The 23,097-nt window shown below is 36.2% G+C and carries 17 protein-coding genes and 5 tRNA genes; 21 read left to right on the top strand and 1 reads right to left on the bottom strand.

What is annotated here, in order from left to right; all coding sequences use genetic code 11:
• Window positions 1–19: 19 nt before the first annotated feature.
• From GGR32_RS04315 to GGR32_RS04220, 20 genes are all read left to right on the top strand, one after another.
• Window positions 20–2,134: an amino acid carrier protein gene (locus GGR32_RS04315; protein WP_183476825.1), complete on the top strand. Its 2,115-nt coding sequence runs from the start codon at window positions 20–22 to the stop codon at window positions 2,132–2,134.
• A gap of 12 nt (window positions 2,135–2,146) precedes the next feature.
• Window positions 2,147–3,031 (top strand): ComEA family DNA-binding protein, encoded by an 885-nt coding sequence (locus GGR32_RS04310; RefSeq protein ID WP_183476823.1) that lies wholly within the window; start codon window positions 2,147–2,149, stop codon window positions 3,029–3,031.
• Window positions 3,032–3,063: 32 nt separating this feature from the next.
• On the top strand, window positions 3,064–4,221 hold the full coding sequence (locus tag GGR32_RS04305; protein WP_183476821.1) for an acyl-CoA dehydrogenase family protein: 1,158 nt from the start codon (window positions 3,064–3,066) through the stop codon (window positions 4,219–4,221).
• A gap of 503 nt (window positions 4,222–4,724) precedes the next feature.
• Window positions 4,725–4,919, top strand: a complete 195-nt coding sequence (gene rpsU / locus GGR32_RS04300) for a 30S ribosomal protein S21 (RefSeq protein ID WP_183476819.1) — start codon at window positions 4,725–4,727, stop codon at window positions 4,917–4,919.
• A 78-nt stretch (window positions 4,920–4,997) separates the two neighbouring features.
• Entirely contained in the window at window positions 4,998–5,888 is an 891-nt protein-coding gene (locus GGR32_RS04295) for a tyrosine-type recombinase/integrase (RefSeq protein ID WP_183476818.1), read from the top strand.
• 133 nt (window positions 5,889–6,021) lie between these two features.
• Window positions 6,022–6,095: transfer RNA gene (locus GGR32_RS04290), tRNA-Thr, on the top strand.
• Window positions 6,096–6,140: 45 nt separating this feature from the next.
• A tRNA-Tyr gene (locus tag GGR32_RS04285) sits at window positions 6,141–6,223 on the top strand.
• 16 nt (window positions 6,224–6,239) lie between these two features.
• Window positions 6,240–6,312, top strand: a tRNA-Gly gene (locus tag GGR32_RS04280).
• Between the two features lie 23 nt (window positions 6,313–6,335).
• Window positions 6,336–6,407, top strand: a tRNA-Thr gene (locus GGR32_RS04275).
• A 91-nt stretch (window positions 6,408–6,498) separates the two neighbouring features.
• Window positions 6,499–7,686, top strand: coding sequence for an elongation factor Tu (gene tuf, locus GGR32_RS04270; RefSeq protein ID WP_183476815.1), 1,188 nt, complete (start codon window positions 6,499–6,501; stop codon window positions 7,684–7,686).
• 61 nt (window positions 7,687–7,747) lie between these two features.
• Window positions 7,748–7,820: transfer RNA gene (locus tag GGR32_RS04265), tRNA-Trp, on the top strand.
• A gap of 50 nt (window positions 7,821–7,870) precedes the next feature.
• Window positions 7,871–8,068 (top strand): preprotein translocase subunit SecE, encoded by a 198-nt coding sequence (gene secE, locus GGR32_RS04260; protein ID WP_183476813.1) that lies wholly within the window; start codon window positions 7,871–7,873, stop codon window positions 8,066–8,068.
• 20 nt (window positions 8,069–8,088) lie between these two features.
• Complete coding sequence (nusG, locus tag GGR32_RS04255; protein ID WP_183476811.1) at window positions 8,089–8,640, top strand: transcription termination/antitermination protein NusG; 552 nt, start codon at window positions 8,089–8,091, stop codon at window positions 8,638–8,640.
• Between the two features lie 79 nt (window positions 8,641–8,719).
• Entirely contained in the window at window positions 8,720–9,157 is a 438-nt protein-coding gene (rplK, locus tag GGR32_RS04250; RefSeq protein WP_183476809.1) for a 50S ribosomal protein L11, read from the top strand.
• Between the two features lie 18 nt (window positions 9,158–9,175).
• Window positions 9,176–9,874: a 50S ribosomal protein L1 gene (gene rplA / locus GGR32_RS04245; RefSeq protein WP_183476807.1), complete on the top strand. Its 699-nt coding sequence runs from the start codon at window positions 9,176–9,178 to the stop codon at window positions 9,872–9,874.
• A gap of 9 nt (window positions 9,875–9,883) precedes the next feature.
• Window positions 9,884–10,402 carry a 50S ribosomal protein L10 gene (rplJ, locus tag GGR32_RS04240; RefSeq protein ID WP_183476805.1) on the top strand — a complete coding sequence of 173 codons (519 nt, stop codon included), beginning with the start codon at window positions 9,884–9,886 and terminating at the stop codon, window positions 10,400–10,402.
• Between the two features lie 56 nt (window positions 10,403–10,458).
• Complete coding sequence (gene rplL, locus GGR32_RS04235) at window positions 10,459–10,836, top strand: 50S ribosomal protein L7/L12 (RefSeq protein ID WP_183476803.1); 378 nt, start codon at window positions 10,459–10,461, stop codon at window positions 10,834–10,836.
• 170 nt (window positions 10,837–11,006) lie between these two features.
• Window positions 11,007–14,819: a DNA-directed RNA polymerase subunit beta gene (rpoB, locus tag GGR32_RS04230; RefSeq protein ID WP_183476801.1), complete on the top strand. Its 3,813-nt coding sequence runs from the start codon at window positions 11,007–11,009 to the stop codon at window positions 14,817–14,819.
• Between the two features lie 61 nt (window positions 14,820–14,880).
• Window positions 14,881–19,182, top strand: a complete 4,302-nt coding sequence (rpoC, locus tag GGR32_RS04225; protein WP_183476800.1) for a DNA-directed RNA polymerase subunit beta' — start codon at window positions 14,881–14,883, stop codon at window positions 19,180–19,182.
• Between the two features lie 16 nt (window positions 19,183–19,198).
• On the top strand, window positions 19,199–19,513 hold the full coding sequence (locus GGR32_RS04220) for a DUF3467 domain-containing protein (protein ID WP_183476798.1): 315 nt from the start codon (window positions 19,199–19,201) through the stop codon (window positions 19,511–19,513).
• Between the two features lie 93 nt (window positions 19,514–19,606).
• Here GGR32_RS04220 and GGR32_RS04215 read toward each other — a convergent pair whose 3' ends face one another.
• Window positions 19,607–21,100: an aminotransferase-like domain-containing protein gene (locus GGR32_RS04215; protein ID WP_183476796.1), complete on the bottom strand. Its 1,494-nt coding sequence runs from the start codon at window positions 21,098–21,100 to the stop codon at window positions 19,607–19,609.
• A gap of 76 nt (window positions 21,101–21,176) precedes the next feature.
• Here GGR32_RS04215 and GGR32_RS04210 point away from each other — a divergent pair, with 76 nt between their 5' ends.
• Complete coding sequence (locus GGR32_RS04210; RefSeq protein ID WP_183476794.1) at window positions 21,177–23,045, top strand: TonB-dependent receptor plug domain-containing protein; 1,869 nt, start codon at window positions 21,177–21,179, stop codon at window positions 23,043–23,045.
• The last annotated feature ends 52 nt before the right edge of the window (window positions 23,046–23,097 follow it).

The raw sequence follows: 23,097 nt of genomic DNA, 5'->3' as shown, positions 1-23,097 counted from the left end.
TAATTAATTGTAAAAAAATATGAGGAAAATATTGTTTTCGGTATTACTAATATGTAGTATATTGAATTTAACATACGCCCAAGATGACGAAGAGGAGGTCGGTAGTTCCGAGCTCAAAGTAACCGCAACAATAGGCAATCCCTCAGGAATAATAAATAATGGATTTATCGAGCTAAGTGTAAAAGGTGGTGTCCCGCCTTATACTTATGCTTGGTCAGATCAAAATACTTCATTAAAATCTAATAGAGCAGAAAACCTTGTAGAAGGTATAAACTATGATGTTTTAATCACCGATGCTAACCAGAACTCTTTTACAGGAACCTATCGCGTTCCTGTAGAATCTATTACAGAGCATTTTAATGGTTTTTTTAAACCTATTGTAGATAAAATGGGAGTGGTTTTATTTTCAGACCCGTTTGCTGCTTTAGGTTTTTACGACCCTGTAATCTATTCTAAACGTACACAAGTTGCTCCTATTAGTTGGGAAGCTACTACAGCGGTTTCGTATAGTTTAAAAAAATGGTTGGTCTCAGATGAAAACCATATAACTAAAGGGCAGGAAATTGCTGTTGTAGCACTTTCCAACGGAAGCGAAGAAATAATAAAAGCTAGCGCTAGTGGAAATTTAAAACATTTACTAGCGGAAGGCGAGGTAATTTTTAATCCAAATAATGCAGAACATTTAATTGCTCAAGGTTCACAATATTTTGCAGAGATAGAGTTTGATGAGCCTGTTGCTTTACGTTATCCTAACGGAACACTAAAGCGAAGCGGTGTTCCATTTATTGTAGTGTGGTTAATTTTAGGAGCGGTGTTTTTTACCCTAAGAATGGGCTTTATTAACATTAGAGGCTTTAAACATGCTATTGCCTTAGCAAGGGGTAAGTACGATAATCCTGATGCTCCAGGAACCATAACGCACTTTCAGGCGTTAGCAACTGCAGTATCGGCAACAGTAGGTTTAGGTAATATTGCAGGTGTAGCAGTAGCGGTTTCTTTAGGAGGTGCGGGAGCTACTTTTTGGATGATTGTTGCAGGGATATTAGGAATGTCAACTAAGTTTGTTGAATGCACACTTGGTGTAAAGTATAGGCATATCACAAAAGATGGTCGTGTTTTTGGCGGACCGATGAACTATTTACGCTATGGCTTAGAAAAACGAAATTTAAAAGGTTTAGGTAAATTTTTGGCAGGCTTTTTTGCGGTGTTAGCTATTGGTGCTTCTTTTGGTGGCGGAAATATGTTTCAGGCCAATCAATCTTACGAAATTTTATCAGGACAATTTCCCGCTTTAGTAGGGCATGGTTTTACCTTTGGGGTTGTTATAGCGCTTCTTGTAGGAGTGGTAATTATAGGCGGAATAAGAAGTATTGCAAAAGTAACAGGGAAGGTGGTTCCTTTTATGGCGGTAATTTATATTATTGTTTCGCTAATTGTTATAGGTGTTAATATTCATAACATAGGTCCTGCAATTTCTGCAATTATCGATGGGGCTTTTTCTCCAGATGCATTAAAAGGTGGTTTTATAGGAGTGTTAATTGTAGGTTTTCAACGTGCTGCATTTTCTAACGAAGCAGGAGTAGGTTCTGCTGCCATTGCACATAGTACAGTAAAAACCAATCATCCCCCATCCGAAGGTTTTGTGGCTTTGTTAGAGCCTTTTATCGATACGGTTGTGGTTTGTACACTTACAGCATTGGTACTTATTTTTACAGGAATGCACGAAGTTCAAGGTTTAGGAGGGGTGCAACTTACTTCAGATGCTTTTGCAAGTGTTATCTCGTGGTTCCCGTATGTATTGGCTGTGGCGGTGTTTTTATTTGCATTTTCCACCATGATTTCGTGGTCGTATTACGGGATGCGAGCATGGACTTATCTTTTTGGTAAGAGTAAAAGGTCGGAGTTATTCTATAAATTGTTATTTTTAGTCTTTATTGTTGTAGGGGCGTCGGTAAGTTTAGGAGCGGTGTTAGATTTTTCAGACATGATGATTCTAGCCATGTCTTTCCCAAATATTATCGGATTGTATATTTTATCTAAAGAAGTTCGCGGTGATTTACGTGAATATTTAAAAAAGTTAAATGCAGGCGAGTTGTTTAAAAAGCAACGTGAAAACAAGAAGAAAATGGAATAAAATTTAATAATTATGAAAAAACTTAAACCCCATTACGTGCTTACCCAAAGCCAACGCAATGGGGTTTTTGCTTTAGCAGCAGTAATTGTCCTAGTTTTGTTAGGAATAGTTTTATTGCCAAGTTTTTTTACAAAACCTGTTTTTGCAGATAAAAACTTAGAGAAGTTACGTATGCAGGTAGATTCTTTACGCCGTATAGATAGTATTGAAAAAGTAAAACGTCAGCAAAAAATATACCCGTTTAATCCTAATTTTATTTCCGATTATAAAGGCTATACTTTGGGAATGACTCCAGAAGAAATCGACCGCTTGCATGCATTTAGAGCAGAGGGTAAATGGATAAATTCATCGGCAGATTTTAAAAGAGTTACCAAAGTACCCGATTCTATTTTTCTTAAAATAGCGCCTTTTTTTAAATTTCCAGACTGGGTGGTACAAAAACAAAAGAAAAATGCAGAGAAATCTTCGACCAAAGTAAAGCTTAGCTATGCCGATAAGGTAGATTTAAATAAGGTCACTCAAGCAGATTTACAAAATATTAGTGGCGTAGGAGAAGTCCTTTCGTTACGTATCATAAGGTATAGAAATAAATTAGGAGGTTTTGTAGACGATATACAGCTAAAAGATATTTATGGATTAAAAACAGCTACTAGGATAAAAATTCTAGAAAAATTTACTGTAAAATCTGGCGTCAAGCCTCAAAAAATAAACCTAAATACCGCTAGTGTTTTAGATTTGGTAGAGGTGGTTTATTTTGATTACGAATTGGCTAGGGCTATTGTAACCTATAGAAAACTACATGAAGGAATACAAGATTTTGAAGAATTAACAAAAATAGAGGGCTTTCCTGCTTACAAATTAGATAGAATAAAATTATATTTGGCGATTGAGAAATAACCGACAGAATTTATTAAAAAAATTACAGAGATATGTATTTTACAGAAGAACATGAAATGTTTCGAAAGAGTTTACGCGATTTCTTGCAGAAAGAAGTAGTGCCGTATATTGATAAGTGGGAAGAAACAGGTACTATAGAACGTTTTATTTGGAAGAAATTTGGAGATATGGGCTATTTTGGGCTTAACTCTCCAGAAGAATATGGAGGCTTAAATTTAGATTTATTCTATACCGTAATTTTCTTAGAAGAACTTCAACGTGTTAATTCTGGTGGATTTGCAGCTGCAATGTGGGCGCATGCTTATTTGGCAATGACGCATCTTAATAAAGAAGGAAATCACGAAATTAAAGAAAAATATTTAGCACCTAGCATAAGTGGTGATATGATTGGTTGCCTTTGTATAACAGAGCCTTTTGGAGGGTCTGATGTAGCTGGTATGAAAACTACTGCTGTAAAAGAAGGAGGGCATTATATCTTAAACGGGTCAAAAACATTTATAACAAACGGTGTTTATTCAGATTATTTGGTAGTGGCAGCAAAGACTTCACCTGAACTAGGTAATAAAGGAATGAGCATTTTTGTAGTAGATAGAGAAACCCCAGGAATATCATCAACAAAGCTAAATAAGTTAGGTTGGAGAGCTTCAGATACGGCAGAAATCGCTTTTGACAATGTGAAAATTCCTGTAGAAAACTTAATGGGAGAAGAAGGAAAAGGCTTTCCTTACATTATGCAGCATTTTGCTTTAGAGCGATTGGTGATGGGAGTAAATGCACATGCAAGAGCTCAGTATGCGTTAGAGTACACTATTCAGTATATGAGCGAACGCACGGCTTTTGGGCGTTCTATCGATAAATTCCAGGCGTTGAGGCATAAAGTAGCAGAGTTAGCTAGTCAGGCAGAAATGTGTAAAGAGTTTAATTATTCCATTACCAAACGTATGTTAGATGGTGAATATGTAGTTAAAGAAGCCAGCATGTCTAAAATGTTATCAACTAAAATGGCAGATGAGGTAATGTATGGTTGCTTACAACTTCTTGGCGGTTATGGTTATATGGAAGATTACCCATTAGCAAGAATGTTTAGAGATAGTAGGCTCGGGCCTATTGGCGGTGGTACTTCTGAAATTTTGAAAGAAATTATCGCCAAAATGGTGATTGATGGTAAAGAGTACAAACCTGCGACATAAATATTATTAGATGTTGTAGGGGTAAGGTTTTGGCGAAAATTCCCTTACTATTATCGCCAAAATGGTGATTGATGGTAAAGAGTACAAACCTGCGACATAAATATTATTAGATGTTGTAGGGGTAAGGTTTTGGCGAAAATTCCCTTACTATTATCGCCAAAATGGTGATTGATGGTAAAGAGTACAAACCTGCGACATAAATATTATTAGATGTTGTAGGAGTAAGGTTTTGGCGAAAATTCCCTTACTATTATCGCCAAAATGGTGATTGATGGTAAAGAGTACAAGCCTGCGACATAAATATTATTAGATGTTGTAGGGGTAAGGTTTTGGCGAAAATTCCCTTACCATTATCGCCAAAATGGTGATTGATGGTAAAGAGTACAAACCTGCGACATAAAACTTGAGGTTAAAAAACTAATAATTATAAAATACTATTTGCAGGTATAGTAAAAAGTATTATTTTTGCAGCCATATTTTTAAAGAGAGGAGGTGATGACCCTATGTTAATTATACCGGTTAAAGACGGAGAAAATATCGATAGAGCTTTAAAGCGTTATAAACGTAAGTTTGACAGAACAAAGACGATGAGACAGTTAAGAGAACGCCAAACATTTACAAAGCCTTCTGTAAAGAAGAGAGCTCAAATGCAAAAAGCACAGTATGTACAACATTTAAGAGATCAAGAAAGTTTCTAAAAGTTGTTACAGCTTAAATTATTAACTGTTGGTTTATAAAAGATTTGATACTTTTGTAAATCAACAGTTTTTTTATATATGTTGCTAACTGCTTTTTTAGATTACCTTGAATTAGAAAAAAAATATAGTTTTCATACGCTGAAAGCCTATAAGAAAGATGTAGAAGATTTTTTAAATTTTCTAAAAGAAAAACACGAAAACACCTCTTGTTTAACGGCTGATTATCTAGTTGTTCGAAGTTGGCTTGTAGAACTATCGGAGAGAAATTACAGTAATCGCTCCATTAATAGAAAAGTAACCTCTTTAAAACGATACTATGCTTTTCTTTTTCATATAAAAGAAGTGAAAGTTAATCCCTTATCTGAGCATAAAGCATTAAAAACGGACATGAAAATTTACCCGCCTTTTTCAATAAAGGAAATGGAAGAAGCTATTGAGGGAGTTTCTGTAGTTGATTTTAAGTCGGCGAGAGCTCGTTTAATTATAGAGATTTTGTATAGTACAGGGATGCGACGTGCAGAATTAATTTCGCTTAAAATTCAAGATGTTAATTTAGAAACCCAGCAAATAAAAGTAAAAGGAAAAGGAGGGAAGTATAGAATTATTCCAATGCTAACATCTTTAAATAGTATATTGAGGCAATACATAGCTTTTAGATCAGAGTTACCTGTAATAGAGGATAGGCAATTTTTGTTGCTTACAGAACGAGGAAAAAAAACCTATGGAGCTTTGTTGTATAGGACTGTAGTAACTGCTTTGACAGGTGTGTCTTCTAAACTTAAACGAAGTCCGCATATGTTACGACATACATTTGCAACACACTTGTTAAATGATGGAGCCGATTTAGCATCGGTAAAAGAACTTATGGGGCACGCAAGCTTGTCAAGTACGCAGGTGTATACGCATACAAGTATTAGTGAATTGGCGAATATTTATAAAAACGCCCATCCTAGGAGTGAAAAAAAATAGATTGTATTTTTTTCATTTTCAATAAATTATAAATTAAAGTGAAAAAATAATGCAAAAAAGTAAAAAAAAATTTTGCAGAAACGATATAGAGGTCTATATTTGCAGTCCGTTAAGCAAACGGGCTTTAAAATAAGCCGATGTAGCTCAGCTGGCTAGAGCAGCTGATTTGTAATCAGCAGGTCGTGGGTTCGAGTCCCTCCATCGGCTCTTAATTATTAAAGTTAGTTCTTTTAAAGAATAAAAAAAAACATTGGGAAGATACTCAAGCGGCCAACGAGGACAGACTGTAAATCTGTTGGTTTTTACCTTCGCAGGTTCGAATCCTGCTCTTCCCACTTATAAGTTAAAATTGCGGGAGTAGCTCAGTTGGTAGAGCGTCAGCCTTCCAAGCTGAATGTCGCCGGTTCGAACCCGGTCTCCCGCTCTCACATAAAACGGAAGTTTTAAGCCGACGTAGCTCAGGGGTAGAGCGCTTCCTTGGTAAGGAAGAGGTCACGAGTTCAATTCTCGTCGTTGGCTCTGTGTTAGGTACAGCGTTTGTTGTAGCTATTTTGTTGTTTAATTGAATTTTGAACACTAATATATAACTAAGATTAAATAAGTATTAATTATGGCAAAGGAAACTTACGATCGTTCCAAACCGCACTTGAATATAGGTACAATTGGACACGTAGATCACGGAAAAACAACTTTGACAGCAGCTATCACTAGAGTAATGGCTGATGCTGGATATTCAGAAGCTAGTGCTTTTGACCAAATTGATAACGCTCCTGAGGAGAAAGAGAGAGGGATTACTATTAACTCATCTCACGTAGAATATCAAACTGCTAATCGTCACTATGCGCACGTTGATTGTCCTGGTCACGCCGATTATGTAAAGAACATGGTAACGGGTGCTGCTCAGATGGATGGTGCTATTCTTGTAGTTGCTGCTACAGATGGTCCTATGCCACAAACACGTGAGCATATCTTATTAGGTCGTCAGGTAGGTATTCCTCGTATTGTTGTTTTCTTAAATAAAGTAGATTTAGTGGATGATGAGGAGCTTTTAGAGCTTGTTGAGATGGAAGTTAGAGATTTATTATCTTTCTATGAGTATGATGGAGATAATGGGCCTGTTGTTTCTGGATCTGCGTTAGGAGCTTTAAACGGTGAGCCAAAATGGGCTGAAACTGTAATGAAGTTAATGGAGGAAGTTGATAACTGGATTGAATTACCTCAGCGTGATGTGGATAAGGATTTCTTAATGCCAATCGAAGATGTATTCTCTATTACCGGTCGTGGTACTGTTGCAACTGGACGTATTGAAACAGGTGTAGCTAACACTGGAGATCCTGTAGAGATTATCGGTATGGGAGCTGAAAAATTAACTTCTACTATTACAGGAGTTGAGATGTTCCGTAAAATATTAGATAGAGGGGAAGCTGGAGATAACGTAGGTATCTTATTAAGAGGAATCGAGAAAACTCAGATTTCTAGAGGTATGGTTATCGTAAAGCCAGGATCTGTAACTCCTCACGCTAAATTTAAAGCAGAGGTTTATATCCTTAAGAAAGAAGAAGGTGGACGTCACACTCCATTCCATAATAACTACCGTCCTCAATTTTATGTACGTACAACAGACGTAACAGGTAATATTTCTTTACCAGAAGGAGTTGAGATGGTGATGCCGGGAGATAACCTTACAATTACTGTAGAGCTTATTCAGGCAATTGCAATGAATATTGGTCTTCGTTTTGCTATCCGTGAAGGAGGTAGAACAGTAGGGGCTGGTCAGGTAACTGAAATTTTAGATTAATTATCTGGAAAATAAAATAAAGTCAAAGGTGTTCCTTGGGAATGCCTTGACTTTTATAAATACGGGTTTAGCTCAGTTGGTAGAGCACTGGTCTCCAAAACCAGGTGTCGGGAGTTCGAGCCTCTCAACCCGTGCTTTTAAGGAATGAAGCTCTTTCTTTTGAGCTTTAAAAAAAATACTACAGATGGCAGGATTTTCAACTTATATATCAGAGTCTTTTAACGAATTAAAAAATCACGTTACCTGGCCTACTTATACTGAAGCACAAAAATTAACTATTATTGTGCTTGTTTTTTCAGTTTTATTTTCTTTGTTGATATGGGGGGTAGATTCATTGTTTTCTCATATTATTGAATTGTATTTTAACTGGGTTAAATCTTAATTTAATAAAAGAAAAGAAATATGGCTGAAGATAAGTTGAGAAAATGGTATGTAGTAAGAGCAGTTAGTGGGCAAGAAAATAAGGTGAAAGACTATATTGAGAAGGAGATTGCTCATGAAGGTCTTGAGGATTATGTAGGGGAGATACTTGTGCCGACAGAAAAAGTTGTTCAGGTGCGTAACGGGAAAAAAATAAGTAAAGAAAGAGTTTATTTTCCAGGTTATGTAATGATTCAAGCAAATTTAGAAGGAGAAGTGCCGCACGTAATAAAATCTATTAACGGTGTTATTGGGTTTTTAGGGGAAACCAAAGGAGGAGATCCTGTTCCTTTAAGGAAATCTGAGGTGAATAGAATGTTAGGTAAAGTAGATGAATTATCTGTAAAAGAAGATAATGTAGCTATACCTTATACGGTAGGAGAAACGATAAAAGTGATAGATGGGCCATTTAATGGCTTTAATGGTACGGTAGAAAATGTAAATGAAGAAAAGCGTAAACTAGAAGTAATGGTGAAAATATTTGGAAGAAAAACACCATTAGAATTAAGCTATATGCAAGTAGAGAAAATTTAAATTGTTACAACTTAAATATAGAATTATTTTATAGGCTTCCAAAATTATAGAATAATTCAAGCATTAAAAAAATAACAAAATGGCAAAAGAAGTAAGTAAGGTTGTAAAACTACAAGTTAAAGGTGGTGCCGCTAACCCGTCACCTCCAGTTGGACCTGCTTTAGGTGCTGCCGGAGTTAATATCATGGAATTCTGTAAGCAATTCAATGGTAGAACTCAAGATAAGGCAGGAAAAGTATTGCCGGTTGTGATAACAGTTTATTCAGACAAGTCTTTTGACTTTGTTGTGAAAACACCACCAGCGGCAGTGCAGCTTATGGAAGCAGCAAAAACAAAAAAAGGTTCAGGAGAGCCTAACCGTAAAAAAGTAGCAAGTGTTTCTTGGGATCAAGTTAAAGCTATTGCGGAAGATAAAATGCAAGACTTAAATGCATTTACAGTAGAGTCGGCAATGAAAATGGTTGCAGGTACAGCCCGTTCTATGGGAATATCTGTAAAAGGTGATGCACCATTTTAATCTTTAAAATAAGTAACAATGGCAAAATTAACAAAGAAACAAAAAGAAGCACAATCTAAAGTTGATGCTTCAAAACAATATACTGTTGCAGAAGCCTCGGCACTTATTAAAGAAGTTTCGACCGTAAACTTTGATGCTTCTGTAGATTTAGCTGTGCGTCTTAATGTAGATCCTAGAAAAGCAAACCAAATGGTTCGTGGAGTAGTAACACTTCCTCACGGAACAGGTAAAGATGTAAAAGTTTTAGCTTTAGTTACTCCAGACAAGGAGCAAGAAGCTAAGGATGCTGGAGCTGATTACGTTGGTTTAGACGAGTACCTTGATAAAATTAAAGGAGGTTGGACAGATGTTGATGTAATTATCACTATGCCTAGCGTTATGGGGAAATTAGGACCTCTAGGTAGAGTTTTAGGGCCAAGAGGATTAATGCCTAACCCGAAAACAGGTACTGTAACTATGGATATTGCTAAAGCAGTTAGCGATGTTAAAGCTGGTAAAATTGACTTTAAAGTTGATAAAACAGGTATCGTACATGCAAGTATAGGAAAAGCATCTTTCGATGCTGAAAAAATAGCAGGAAACGCAAGAGAATTATTAACTACTTTAGTAAAGTTAAAACCTCAAGCAGCAAAAGGTGTATATATAAAAAGTATATACATGTCTAGCACAATGAGTCCAGGTATAGAAATAGATTCAAAAAGGTTTACTGAGCAATAATAGATTATTATGACAAGAGAAGAAAAATCACAAGTAATAAAAGATTTAACTGCCCAGTTAGCTGATACATCAACAATCTATTTGGCAGATATTTCGGGCTTAGATGCAGGAGCAACGTCTAACTTACGTAGAGCTTGTTTCAAAGCAAATGTAAAGCTTTCGGTAGTAAAAAACACATTATTGGCGAAAGCCATGGAGCAAAGTGGTATTGATTATGGAGACCTTCCATCAACCTTAAAAGGAAATACCTCTATTATGATTGCTGAAGTTGGTAATGCACCAGCAAAAGTAATTAAAGAATTTAGAAAGAAAAATGAGAAGCCTATTTTAAAAGGAGCTTTTATAGACGAAGCTGTTTATGTAGGAGATGAGTACTTAGAAACCCTTGCCAATATCAAATCTAAAGAAGAAGTTATTGGAGATATCATCGGGTTATTACAATCACCAGCTAAAAACGTTGTTTCGGCACTTAAGTCTGGAGGAAGTAAATTATCAGGTATTCTTAAAACCCTTTCTGAAAAAGAATAATTTCGTACGCACTTTTTAATTTTATATTTAACAAACACATTTTAAAACGATAGAAAATGGCAGATTTAAAAGATTTCGCAGAACAATTAGTTAACCTTACTGTAAAAGAAGTAAATGAGTTAGCAGATATTTTAAAAGAAGAGTATGGTATCGAGCCTGCTGCTGCTGCAGTTGCAGTTGCTGGAGGTGCTGCTGCTGGTGGTGCAGATGCTGCTGATGAGCAAACAGAATTCGACGTAATTCTTAAAGCTGCAGGAGGATCTAAATTAGCAGTTGTAAAACTAGTTAAAGAATTAACTGGTCTTGGTCTTAAAGATGCTAAAGAATTGGTAGACGGAGCTCCTAAGCCAGTTAAAGAAGGTATCGCTAAAGACGAAGCAGAAGCACTTAAATCTCAGTTAGAAGAAGCTGGAGCAGAGGTTGAGCTTAAATAAGCAAACACTCTAAATTACATAAGGTTTAGGCCTCGGGATGTGCTCCTAGAGGTCTAGACCATTTTGCGTATTTATACGTAAGTGTTTATAAAACACTATTTTTACTATATATTTTATATACTTTCAGTCTGAAATGGCTCATGCTGAAAACCTTAAATTCCGTCCTATAGATGTTAGAAACGCAAACTGAACGATTGAATTTTTCTTCTGTAAAAAATAGACCTGATTATCCAGATTTCTTGGATATTCAGATAAAATCTTTTCAAGATTTTTTCCAATTAGAAACCAAATCAGAAGAAAGGGGAAATGAAGGCTTATACAATACCTTCATGGAGAATTTCCCAATTACCGACACCCGTAACCAATTTGTATTAGAGTTTTTAGACTATTTCGTAGATCCTCCTCGCTATTCTATTCAAGAATGTATCGAGCGTGGGTTAACGTATAGCGTTCCTCTTAAAGCAAGATTAAAATTATATTGTACCGACCCTGAACACGAAGATTTTGAAACCATCGTACAGGATGTATACTTAGGAACCATTCCTTACATGACGCCAAGTGGTACATTTGTTATTAATGGGGCAGAACGCGTTGTTGTTTCTCAATTACACCGTTCACCTGGCGTATTCTTTGGGCAATCTTTCCATGCAAACGGAACTAAATTATATTCTGCAAGAGTAATTCCTTTTAAAGGCTCTTGGATAGAATTCGCAACCGATATTAATAGCGTGATGTACGCTTATATCGATCGTAAAAAGAAATTACCAGTTACTACACTCTTTAGAGCTATTGGCTTTGAAAGAGATAAAGATATTTTAGAAATTTTTGACCTTGCAGAAGAAGTAAAAGTTTCTAAATCTGGATTAAAAAAAGTTTTAGGACGTAAATTAGCAGCCCGTGTTTTAAATACATGGTATGAAGATTTTGTAGATGAAGATACAGGAGAAGTTGTTTCTATCGAGCGTAACGAAATCGTCCTAGATCGTGATACCGTATTAGAAAAAGAGCATATCGAAGAAATCTTAGAAACAGGATCTAAAACTATCCTACTTCATAAAGAAGATAATTCTACAGGAGATTATGCAATTATTCATAATACATTACAAAAAGACCCTACAAACTCAGAAAAAGAGGCTGTAGAACATATTTATAGACAATTGCGTAATGCCGAGCCGCCAGATGAAGAAACTGCTCGTGGTATTATCGATAAATTGTTCTTCTCAGACCAACGTTACAACCTAGGAGAAGTTGGTCGTTACCGAATGAATAAAAAATTAGGTCTTAATATCGAAATGGATAAGCAAGTACTTACCAATGAAGATATTATTACCATTGTAAAATATTTAATAGAGTTAATTAACTCTAAAGCAGAGATAGATGATATCGATCACCTTTCTAACCGTCGTGTAAGAACCGTGGGAGAACAATTATCTCAGCAGTTTGGTGTTGGTTTAGCACGTATGGCTCGTACCATTCGTGAGCGTATGAACGTTCGTGATAACGAAGTGTTTACGCCAATAGATTTGATTAATGCAAAAACATTATCTTCTGTAATTAACTCATTTTTTGGTACCAACCAGTTATCTCAGTTTATGGATCAAACCAATCCATTAGCAGAGATTACTCATAAACGTAGATTATCTGCGTTAGGGCCAGGAGGTTTATCTAGAGAACGTGCAGGTTTCGAAGTTCGTGACGTTCACTTTACACACTACGGAAGACTTTGTCCTATCGAAACCCCAGAAGGACCTAACATTGGGCTTATTTCTTCACTTTCTGTGTATGCGAAAGTTAACGGAATGGGCTTTATTGAAACACCTTACCGTAAAGTAGAAGACGGAAAAGTTAACTTAAGCGATGCACCTACTTATTTATCTGCAGAAGAAGAAGAAGATAAATTAATTGCACAAGCCAATATACCAATGCATGAAGATGGTACTATTTCAACAGACCAACTTATTGCACGTATGGAAGGAGATTTCCCTGTAATTACACCAAGCGAAGTAAATTATACCGATGTAGCACCAAACCAAATTTCGTCTATATCAGCATCACTTATTCCGTTCTTAGAGCATGATGATGCAAACCGTGCATTGATGGGATCTAACATGATGCGCCAAGCAGTACCTTTATTACGTGTAGATGCACCTATTGTAGGAACAGGGCTTGAACGTCAAGTAGCTTCAGACTCTAGAGTACTTATGAATGCAGAAGGAGCAGGAGTAGTAGAGTATGTAGATGCAAGACAAATAACCATAAAATACGATCGCACAGAAGAAGAACGTATGGTAAGCTTCGATTCTGATTCTAAAACCTACGATCTTATTAAATTTAGAAAAACTAACCAAGGTACATCGGTAACCCTAAAACCTATAGTTAAAGTTGGAGACCGTGTAGAGAAAGGACAAGTATTGTGTCAAGGTTATGCTACCGAAAATGGAGAGCTGGCTTTAGGACGTAATATGAAAGTAGCCTTTATGCCTTGGAAAGGATATAACTTTGAGGATGCAATTGTAATTTCAGAAAAAGTAGTAAGAGAGGATATCTTTACTTCAATTCATATCGATGAATATTCATTAGAAGTTCGTGATACTAAATTAGGAAACGAAGAATTAACTAACGATATCCCTAACGTATCTGAAGAAGCTACAAAAGACCTTGATGAAAATGGTATGATTAGAATTGGAGCAGAAGTTAAACCTGGCGACATTCTAATTGGAAAAATTACTCCAAAAGGAGAAAGCGATCCAACCCCAGAAGAAAAGTTACTACGTGCCATATTTGGTGATAAAGCGGGAGATGTAAAAGATGCATCGTTAAAAGCTTCACCATCATTAAACGGTGTAGTTATCAACAAAAAGTTATTTGCACGTGCCGTAAAAGATAAGCGTAAACGTGCACAAGATAAAGAACAAATAGCTAAGCTAGAAGATAAATATTTAGCGAAGTTTGAAGTTTTAAGAAATGAATTAATCGAAAAGCTTTTTGCCATCGTAGCAGGTAAAACAGCACAAGGAGTTAAAAACGATTTAGGAGAAGTAGTTTTACCAAAAGGTAAAAAATACACCCTTAAAATGTTAAACTCTGTAGATGACTATACGCATTTAACACATGGAGTTTGGACTACAGACGATCATGTAAATGCTTTAGTAGCCGATTTAATTCATAACTATAAAATTAAAGAAAACGACTTACAAGGAAACTTGCGTCGTGAGAAATTTACCATTACAGTAGGAGATGAGTTACCATCTGGAATTTTAAAACTTGCTAAAATTTATGTTGCTAAAAAACGTAAACTAAAAGTAGGAGATAAAATGGCAGGACGTCACGGTAACAAAGGTATTGTTGCACGAATAGTACGTCAGGAAGACATGCCATTCTTAGAAGACGGAACACCAGTAGATATCGTACTAAACCCACTTGGGGTACCATCTCGTATGAACATTGGGCAGATTTACGAAACTGTTTTAGGATGGGCAGGTCAAAAATTAGGGCAAAAATACGCGACTCCTATTTTCGATGGGGCTTCATTAGAACAAATTAATGAGCTTACCGATAAAGCAGGCATCCCAAGATACGGGCATACCTATTTATACGATGGAGGAACAGGAGATCGTTTTGACCAACCAGCAACCGTAGGAGTAATCTACATGCTGAAATTAGGTCACATGATTGATGATAAAATGCACGCACGTTCTATAGGACCATACTCGCTAATTACACAACAGCCATTAGGAGGTAAAGCTCAATTTGGAGGTCAGCGTTTTGGAGAGATGGAAGTTTGGGCACTTGAAGCTTATGGAGCATCAAGCACATTGAGAGAAATCCTTACTGTAAAATCAGACGATGTTATCGGAAGAGCAAAAACTTACGAAGCAATCGTGAAAGGAGAACCAATGCCAGAACCAGGATTACCAGAATCGTTCAATGTACTTATGCATGAACTTAAAGGTCTAGGTTTAGATATTAAGTTGGAAGAGTAATAACAATTGAAATAATTGTTAAGAGTAAAAATTACATCAAATTCTTTTAGTACCATATACTATGGCAAGAAATAACGATAAGAATACACAAAAGAGATTTAATAAAATCTCCATAGGTTTAGCTTCTCCAGAGGCCATTTTGGCAGAGTCTCGTGGAGAGGTTTTAAAACCAGAAACCATTAACTACCGTACGCACAAACCTGAACGTGATGGGCTTTTCTGTGAGCGTATCTTCGGACCTGTAAAAGATTATGAGTGTGCATGTGGTAAGTATAAAAGAATACGCTATAAAGGTATTGTTTGTGACCGTTGTGGTGTAGAAGTTACCGAGAAAAAGGTACGTAGAGACCGTGTGGGGCATATTAATTTAGTTGTACCCGTAGCACACATCTGGTATTTCCGTTCTTTACCTAATAAAATAGGTTATTTGTTAGGAATACCTTCTAAAAAACTCGATATGATTATTTACTACGAACGTTACGTAGTAATTCAGCCGGGTAATGCTAAAAATGAAGAAGGAGAACCATTACAAAAAATGGATTTCCTTACCGAGGAAGAGTATTTAAACATTTTAGATACACTTCCACAAGAAAATATGTACCTAGAGGATTCTGACCCTAATAAGTTTATTGCAAAAATGGGAGCAGAATGCTTAATAGATATTTTACAGCGTTTAGATTTAGATGAATTATCATACGAGCTTAGACATAAAGCTAATAACGAGACTTCTAAACAACGTAAAACAGAAGCGCTAAAACGTTTACAAGTAGTAGAAGCTTTTAGAGACGCTAATTTAAATAAAGAAAACAAACCGGAGTGGATGATTATGAAAGTTGTTCCGGTTATTCCACCAGAGTTAAGACCATTAGTGCCTTTAGATGGTGGACGCTTTGCAACTTCAGATTTAAATGATTTATACAGACGTGTAATTATCCGTAATAACCGTCTTAAGCGTTTAATGGAAATCAAAGCACCAGAAGTTATCTTGCGTAACGAAAAGCGTATGCTACAGGAATCTGTAGATTCGTTATTCGATAATACAAGAAAATCTTCAGCGGTAAAAACAGACTCTAACCGTCCGTTAAAATCACTTTCAGATTCATTAAAAGGTAAGCAAGGGCGTTTCCGTCAAAACTTATTAGGTAAACGTGTAGATTATTCAGCGCGTTCGGTAATTGTTGTAGGGCCAGAGCTTAAAATGTACGAGTGTGGTTTGCCTAAAAACATGGCAGCAGAATTATACAAGCCTTTTATTATCAGAAAACTAATAGAAAGAGGTATTGTAAAAACGGTAAAGTCTGCAAAGAAAATAATCGATAAAAAAGAGCCTATAGTATGGGATATTTTAGAAAACGTTCTTAAAGGACATCCTGTATTATTAAACCGTGCTCCTACGCTTCACCGTCTAGGAATTCAGGCATTTCAACCTAAATTAATAGAAGGGAAAGCAATACAATTACACCCATTAGCCTGTACCGCATTTAACGCCGATTTTGATGGTGACCAGATGGCAGTACACCTACCATTAGGGCCAGAGGCTATTTTAGAAGCGCAGTTATTAATGTTGGCATCGCACAACATTCTTAACCCAGCTAACGGGTCGCCAATTACGGTACCGTCTCAAGATATGGTACTTGGGTTGTATTACATGACGAAAGAGCGTAAATCTACACCAGACTTTAAAGTAGCAGGTGAAGGTTTAACTTTCTATTCGCCAGAAGAAGTTAACATCGCTTACAACGAGAAAAAAGTTAGTCTTAATGCTAGTATAAAAGTTAGAACTAAAGACTTTAACGAAGAAGGCGAATTAACAACACAATTAATACAAACTACCGTTGGTAGAGTATTATTTAATGAAGTAGTTCCAGAAAAAGCTGGTTTTATTAACGAAGTACTTACCAAAAAGAACTTACGTGATATTATCGGTAAGATATTAAAAGTAACAAGTGTGCCAGAAACAGGTAATTTCTTAGATAGAATGAAATCCCTAGGATATGGCTTTGCATTTAGAGGAGGTCTATCATTCTCTTTAGGAGATATTATTATCCCAGAAGAGAAGTTTACCATGATAGAAGAGGCAAACACCCAAGTAGATTCGATTACAGGAAACTACAACATGGGACTTATTACCAATAACGAGCGTTACAATCAGGTAATTGATATTTGGACAGCAACCAATGCTAACCTTACAGAACTTGCCATGAAACGAATTAGAGAAGATAAACAAGGATTTAACTCTGTGTTTATGATGCTTGATTCTGGAGCAAGGGGATCTAAAGAGCAGATTCGTCAGTTAACTGGTATGCGTGGACTGATGGCAAAACCTAAGAAATCTAACTCGGGTGGAGGAGAAATTATTGAAAACCCAATTCTTTCTAACTTTAAAGAAGGACTTTCAATTTTAGAATACTTTATCTCTACACACGGTGCGCGTAAAGGACTTGCCGATACCGCATTAAAAACGGCCGATGCAGGTTACTTAACTCGTCGTTTGGTTGATGTTTCGCAAGATGTAATCATTAACGAAGAAGACTGTGGTACTTTAAGAGGTATAGAAGTAAAAGCGCTTAAAAAGAATGAAGAAGTAGTAGAAAGTCTTGGCGCAAGAGTTGTAGGTAGAACCAGCTTAAACGATGTTATAGACCCAATTACTCAAGAACTTCTTGTAAAAGCAGGAGAGGAAATTACGGAAGAAATTGTAGAAAAAATAAACAATTCTGCCTTAGACAGTATCGAAGTACGTTCGCCATTATCATGTGAAGCTAAACAAGGTATTTGTGTAAAATGTTACGGCCGAAGCCTCTCTACCAACAAAACAGTACAAAAAGGAGAAGCAGTAGGAGTAGTTGCAGCACAATCTATTGGAGAACCAGGTACTCAGCTTACCTTACGTACGTTCCACGTAGGAGGTATTGCAGGAAACATTTCGGAAGAAAATAAAGTAATAGCTAAATTTGATGGTATTGCAGAAATAGACGATTTAAAAACTGTTGCAGGAGAAACCCAAGAAGGAGAAACGGCAGAAATCGTAATTTCTAGAACATCGGAAGTTAAAATACATGATGGAGACACAGGCATAATGTTAGCAAATAATGTTATCCCTTACGGAGCTCAATTATTTATAAAACCAGGCGATAAGGTGAAAAAAGGCGATGTAATTTGCCAGTGGGATCCTTATAACGGGGTAATTATTTCTGAGTTTGCAGGTATTATTAAATTCGAAAACATAGAACAAGGAATTACTTATCAAGTAGAAACCGATGAACAAACAGGTTTCCAAGAAAAAGTAATTTCAGAATCTAGAAATAAAAAGAAAATACCTACACTTCTTATCTTAGATAAAGAAGGACAGGTAATACGTTCTTACAACTTACCAGTTGGTGCTCACTTAATGGTAGATGATGCTGAAAAAATTAAAATAGGTAAGATTTTAGTGAAAATACCACGTAAATCTTCTAAAGCAGGTGATATTACTGGAGGTCTTCCTCGTGTAACCGAGTTATTCGAAGCACGTAACCCTTCTAATCCAGCTGTAGTAAGTGAGATAGACGGAGTGGTTTCTTTTGGTAAAATTAAACGAGGTAACCGCGAGATAATCGTAGAGTCTAAACTAGGAGAAATTAAAAAGTATTTGGTAAAACTTTCTAATCAAATTCTTGTTCAAGAAAACGATTATGTTAGAGCAGGAATGCCTTTATCGGATGGTGCAATTACCCCAGAAGATATATTAAACATCAAAGGACCAAGTGCTGTACAACAATACTTAGTAAATGAAGTACAGGAAGTATATCGTTTACAAGGAGTGAAAATTAACGATAAGCACTTCGAGGTAGTTGTACGCCAAATGATGCAAAAAGTAAGAATCCAAGATGCTGGAGATACCATATTCCTAGAAAACCAATTAGTTCATAAAATGGACTTTATGGAGGAAAATGATGAGATTTTCGGTAAGAAGGTTGTAGAAGATGCAGGCGATAGTGTAAACTTAAAAGCAGGACAAATTATCACTGCTCGTCAATTAAGAGATGAAAACTCTCTTTTACGTCGAGAAGATAAGGTATTGGTTTCTGCAAGAGAGGCACAACCAGCAACGGCAACGCCAATCTTACAAGGTATTACAAGAGCTTCGTTACAAACAAAATCCTTTATTTCTGCGGCATCGTTCCAGGAAACAACAAAAGTACTTAACGAGGCAGCGGTAAGTGGTAAAGTAGACCAGTTAGAGGGTCTTAAAGAAAACGTAATTGTAGGACATAAAATACCTGCAGGTACAGGACTACGTGAGTTCGATAACATTATTGTAGGGTCTAAAGATGACTTTAAAGAAGTGGAAGAGAACAAGCAAGAAGTAAACTTAAACTAATAAAAAAATACTTGTTATGAGCGAAGATAAAAAAGCGAAGCAGAACCAGTTAAATATAGAGTTAGACGAGAAAGTTGCACAAGGTACTTATAGTAATCTAGCAGTAATTAACCATTCACCTTCAGAGTTTGTGGTAGATTTTGTAAATATTATGCCTGGCGTACCAAAAAGCAAAGTGCAGTCTAGAATTATATTAACGCCTCAGCATGCTAAGCGTTTGCTAAAGGCTTTAGGAGATAATGTAGCAAGATTTGAACAAGCTCATGGTGAAATAAAAGATTATGATAAGCCTCCAATCCCAATGAATTTTGGGCCTACAGGGCAAGCTTAATCTAATTAATAAGTATAAAAAGTAAAAAAGTGTCATGTTTTCGCATGGCACTTTTTATTTCATAATAAATACAATTTTCTAATCTGTAATACTTTATACCGCAACACTTCTATCGTAAGAAGCTTTAAGCTTTTGTATGATAAGTGGAATTTCATCTTCATCAAGATTTCCAAAACCTATCCTTAAGCAACAATACTCTTTGTTTTGGTAGAGCAAAGTTTCAGGAATATAAATACCTGCCAACTCGGCATTTTTAGCAAATTGAAATAAAGATATAGCCGGAGAGAAGCTTACCCAAACTGCTAATCCACCATCGGGAACTTGAAAAGCGATTTTATTTTTAAAAGTATTGTTTAACTCACTGCACATTACATCTCTGCGGTGTTTATATACTTTTAATGATCTTTTTATTTGTCTGTGTATTTCTCCTTCATGAATCATTTCTGATAAAATTTGTTCCAAAACAAGATCACCTTGCCTATCTATCATCTGTCGGTAGTTTTTAGCCTCTGTAATAAAAGCAGAAGGAGCAACCATAAAGCTTGTTTGTAAGGTAGGAAGAAGCGATTGTCCAAACCTGCCAAGATAAATTACATTACCGTAGGTATCGGCACTAATTAGCGGAGTTCTTGCGGTGGCTTCGTACTGAAAATCATAATCAAAATCGTCTTCTATTATGGCAAATTTGTATTGTTTAGCCAATTGTAAAAGTTTTATTCTTCTAGCAGCACTTAGTGCATAGGTTGTAGGGTATTGCCTATTGGAACAGATATAAACAGCCCTAATTTTTTGTCTTTGCTCGAGTAATGTTGTTAAGGCTTTTATGTTTAAACCTTCGTTATCTACCGGAATACTTATTAGTTGTGCTTTAGATTGTTGAAAAATCATGTTTGAGGTAAACGGATTTTTATTTCCTATTACCACAATATCTCTAGGTTTTATAAGCAATTGTGCTACGATGTATAAACACATTTCGGTGCTACGTGTAGCCATAAGGTTAGTAGGCTTTAGGTGTAAATTTCGGGTAAGGTTTAGGTAGTTGCTAAGTTGTTTTTCAAAATAGGAATTGGGTTCAAACATGCGGTCGTTCCATTTCCCTATTAAAGATTTTCGTTTTAAGGATGCAGAATACCATTTTGTTAATTGATTTATTTGTAATAAGCCTACATCGGGTTGCCCATCGTTAAGGGTATAAGTTGTAGTTGGTTTTTTATAAGGCGATGCTAAATGGATTGATGGAAAGAATGAAAAACCTGTTTGTTGTGGGTATTGATTAGCCAACTGTGTTGGTTCGGCAGTGGCTGTTGTTTTATGTTTATTGGGTTTTAGTACATAAGTGCCTTTATTGGGAATAATTTCCACCCAACTTTGTAACGCTAATTCTTCATATACTGCAACAATAGTATTACGGTGCAAATGTATTGCTTTACTTAAAGGGCGCGTACCAGGAAGCTTAGTTCCTTGTGGTAAAATTCCGCGTTGTATGGCATTGCTTAGTTGCTGTGCTAGCTGTAGGTATATTGGGGTTGCTAGTGTATGCTCTATATGTAAGAGTTTTGTGTAAAAAGTAATATCCGGACTATTCATTGTTTTATAACTGGACTAGTGTACTCGTCCAGAAAGTTACAACATTTGCTCCGGATAATAATAAAATTGTTGATTTATGTTTAAGCAGAGCTTTACTTACATTTTTTTACTTAGTAGTATATTTTTTTATGCGCAAGAAACCCCAGTTGCCGAGCAGTTGGAAGAAGTTATTTTACAAGAAAACCGTTTACAAATTCCTTTTGAAGAGGCTACACGAAACATTCAGGTAATAGGTAAAGAAACTATAAAAAAATTACCTATATCTTCGGTTAACGAAGCCTTGTCTTATGTTTTAGGTATAGATGTTAGGCAACGTGGACCTTTTGGAAGTCAAGCCGATGTGAGTATTGATGGGGGTTCTTTCGAGCAAACCATTATACTTTGGAACGGTGTAAAAATTAGCGATGTACAAACGGCTCACCATTCGTTAAACCTTCCCATTCCTTTACACGCTATAGAACGTATAGAAATTATTAAAGGACCCGCTTCAAGAATGTACGGTATTAATGCTTTAACAGGAGCTATTAATATTGTAACTAAAACCAGTTATACGCCTTTTGTAAATATTCATGCCTATGGTGGAAGCTCTTTTAAGAAAAAAGACAAAGGTGATGGAAGTGGTATTTATGCAGGAGGCGGGGTGGAAGCTTCCGCTGGAATTTCTATAGGGAAAACACAGCATTTATTTGCCTTAGCTACCGAAAAAGCAAACGGGCAACGTTACAATACTGCTTCTGAAAACAAAAAAGCTTTATATCAAGGTAATTATAAGCTTAATGATAAAAACTTTATCGATGTAATGGGCGGTTATGTAGCCAACGAGTTTGGAGCAAATGCTTATTATGCTGCACCTTACGATAAGGAAGCTTACGAGTTGGTAAACACTTTGGTTACCAGTGTAGGAAGCAAACATTATATAACCGATAATTTGATAATAAAACCCCGTTTAAGCAATAGGTATAATGAGGACGATTATCGTTTTTACAGAGATGATATAAGTAAGGCGCGCTCTCAGCATTATACCAATGCTTTTATGGCAGAGTTACATGGGGTATATACTAGTGCTGTTGGTGATTTCGGTTTTGGTTATGAAGCACGTTTTGAGGAAGTAAACAGCTCGAACCTTGGGAAACACGAGCGTAAAAATCAGGGCTGGTTTGCGGAGTATAAAACAACACTTTTTGATAATTTACTGCTTAACGCTGGCGCTTACTTTAATTATAATACAGATTATGGTTTTGATTGGTACCCAGGGATAGAGCTTGCCTATACTTTACCTAAACATTGGAAAATAAATGTAAATCTTGGTAGCAGTCAGCGTATTCCTTCGTTTACCGATTTATACTTAAACCAACGTCCAGGAAATATTGGTAACCCTAATTTACAACCTGAAGCTGCTTGGCAATACGAAGCAGGAGCAACGTATAAAGCTAACGGAATGTATTTTTATGCAGGTGCTTTTTTACGTGATATTAGCAATTTTATAGATTGGACACGTATAGTACCCGAAGAACCTTACCAACCTTTTAATGTAGGAAACCAAAAAATGAGAGGTTTACATGTAAGCTGGCAACAAAATTTAAAAATAACCAAAAATGATGTGTTTACCTATCAAGTAAATTATCAATATTTAAGCCCTAAAAAGGAAGATAGAACTAACGAGTTAATTTCTAAATATGTTTTAGAAAGTTTAAAGCATCAAGCCATTATAGGAGTTTCTTATACTAAAAATAAATACTTACTTAGTTGGCAAAACCGATGGATTAAACGTGAACTGAACGATGCCTATTGGGTGAGCGATATAAAACTAAGCTACCGTATGCCTCAATTAGAACTTTACACCCAAGTGAGTAATTTATTTAATACCCGTTATACCGAAGCTGGAGCTGTGCCCATGCCAACCCGATGGGTTAATTTAGGCTTGCGCTACCAAATAGGATTGTAAGCCATAGTAAATGGTTTTAATACTTGTAAACGAAGTATAGTTTATATAGAAG

It is taken from the genome of Mesonia hippocampi, from assembly GCF_014197445.1.
GTDB lineage: Bacteria > Bacteroidota > Bacteroidia > Flavobacteriales > Flavobacteriaceae > Mesonia > Mesonia hippocampi.
Note: the sequence above shows the minus strand (reverse complement) of the source record. Positions and strands in the feature narration are given on the sequence as shown.

Excerpts from the sequence above, each read along its gene's own strand:
- GGR32_RS04315 (WP_183476825.1), top strand. The coding sequence starts at position 20 with ATGAGGAAAATATTGTTTTCGGTATTACTAATATGTAGTATATTGAAT.
- GGR32_RS04310 (WP_183476823.1), top strand. The coding sequence starts at position 2,147 with ATGAAAAAACTTAAACCCCATTACGTGCTTACCCAAAGCCAACGCAAT.
- GGR32_RS04305 (WP_183476821.1), top strand. The coding sequence starts at position 3,064 with ATGTATTTTACAGAAGAACATGAAATGTTTCGAAAGAGTTTACGCGAT.
- rpsU (WP_183476819.1), top strand. The coding sequence starts at position 4,725 with ATGTTAATTATACCGGTTAAAGACGGAGAAAATATCGATAGAGCTTTA.
- GGR32_RS04295 (WP_183476818.1), top strand. The coding sequence starts at position 4,998 with ATGTTGCTAACTGCTTTTTTAGATTACCTTGAATTAGAAAAAAAATAT.
- tuf (WP_183476815.1), top strand. The coding sequence starts at position 6,499 with ATGGCAAAGGAAACTTACGATCGTTCCAAACCGCACTTGAATATAGGT.
- secE (WP_183476813.1), top strand. The coding sequence starts at position 7,871 with ATGGCAGGATTTTCAACTTATATATCAGAGTCTTTTAACGAATTAAAA.
- nusG (WP_183476811.1), top strand. The coding sequence starts at position 8,089 with ATGGCTGAAGATAAGTTGAGAAAATGGTATGTAGTAAGAGCAGTTAGT.
- rplK (WP_183476809.1), top strand. The coding sequence starts at position 8,720 with ATGGCAAAAGAAGTAAGTAAGGTTGTAAAACTACAAGTTAAAGGTGGT.
- rplA (WP_183476807.1), top strand. The coding sequence starts at position 9,176 with ATGGCAAAATTAACAAAGAAACAAAAAGAAGCACAATCTAAAGTTGAT.
- rplJ (WP_183476805.1), top strand. The coding sequence starts at position 9,884 with ATGACAAGAGAAGAAAAATCACAAGTAATAAAAGATTTAACTGCCCAG.
- rplL (WP_183476803.1), top strand. The coding sequence starts at position 10,459 with ATGGCAGATTTAAAAGATTTCGCAGAACAATTAGTTAACCTTACTGTA.
- rpoB (WP_183476801.1), top strand. The coding sequence starts at position 11,007 with ATGTTAGAAACGCAAACTGAACGATTGAATTTTTCTTCTGTAAAAAAT.
- rpoC (WP_183476800.1), top strand. The coding sequence starts at position 14,881 with ATGGCAAGAAATAACGATAAGAATACACAAAAGAGATTTAATAAAATC.
- GGR32_RS04220 (WP_183476798.1), top strand. The coding sequence starts at position 19,199 with ATGAGCGAAGATAAAAAAGCGAAGCAGAACCAGTTAAATATAGAGTTA.
- GGR32_RS04215 (WP_183476796.1), bottom strand. The coding sequence starts at position 21,100 with ATGAATAGTCCGGATATTACTTTTTACACAAAACTCTTACATATAGAG.
- GGR32_RS04210 (WP_183476794.1), top strand. The coding sequence starts at position 21,177 with ATGTTTAAGCAGAGCTTTACTTACATTTTTTTACTTAGTAGTATATTT.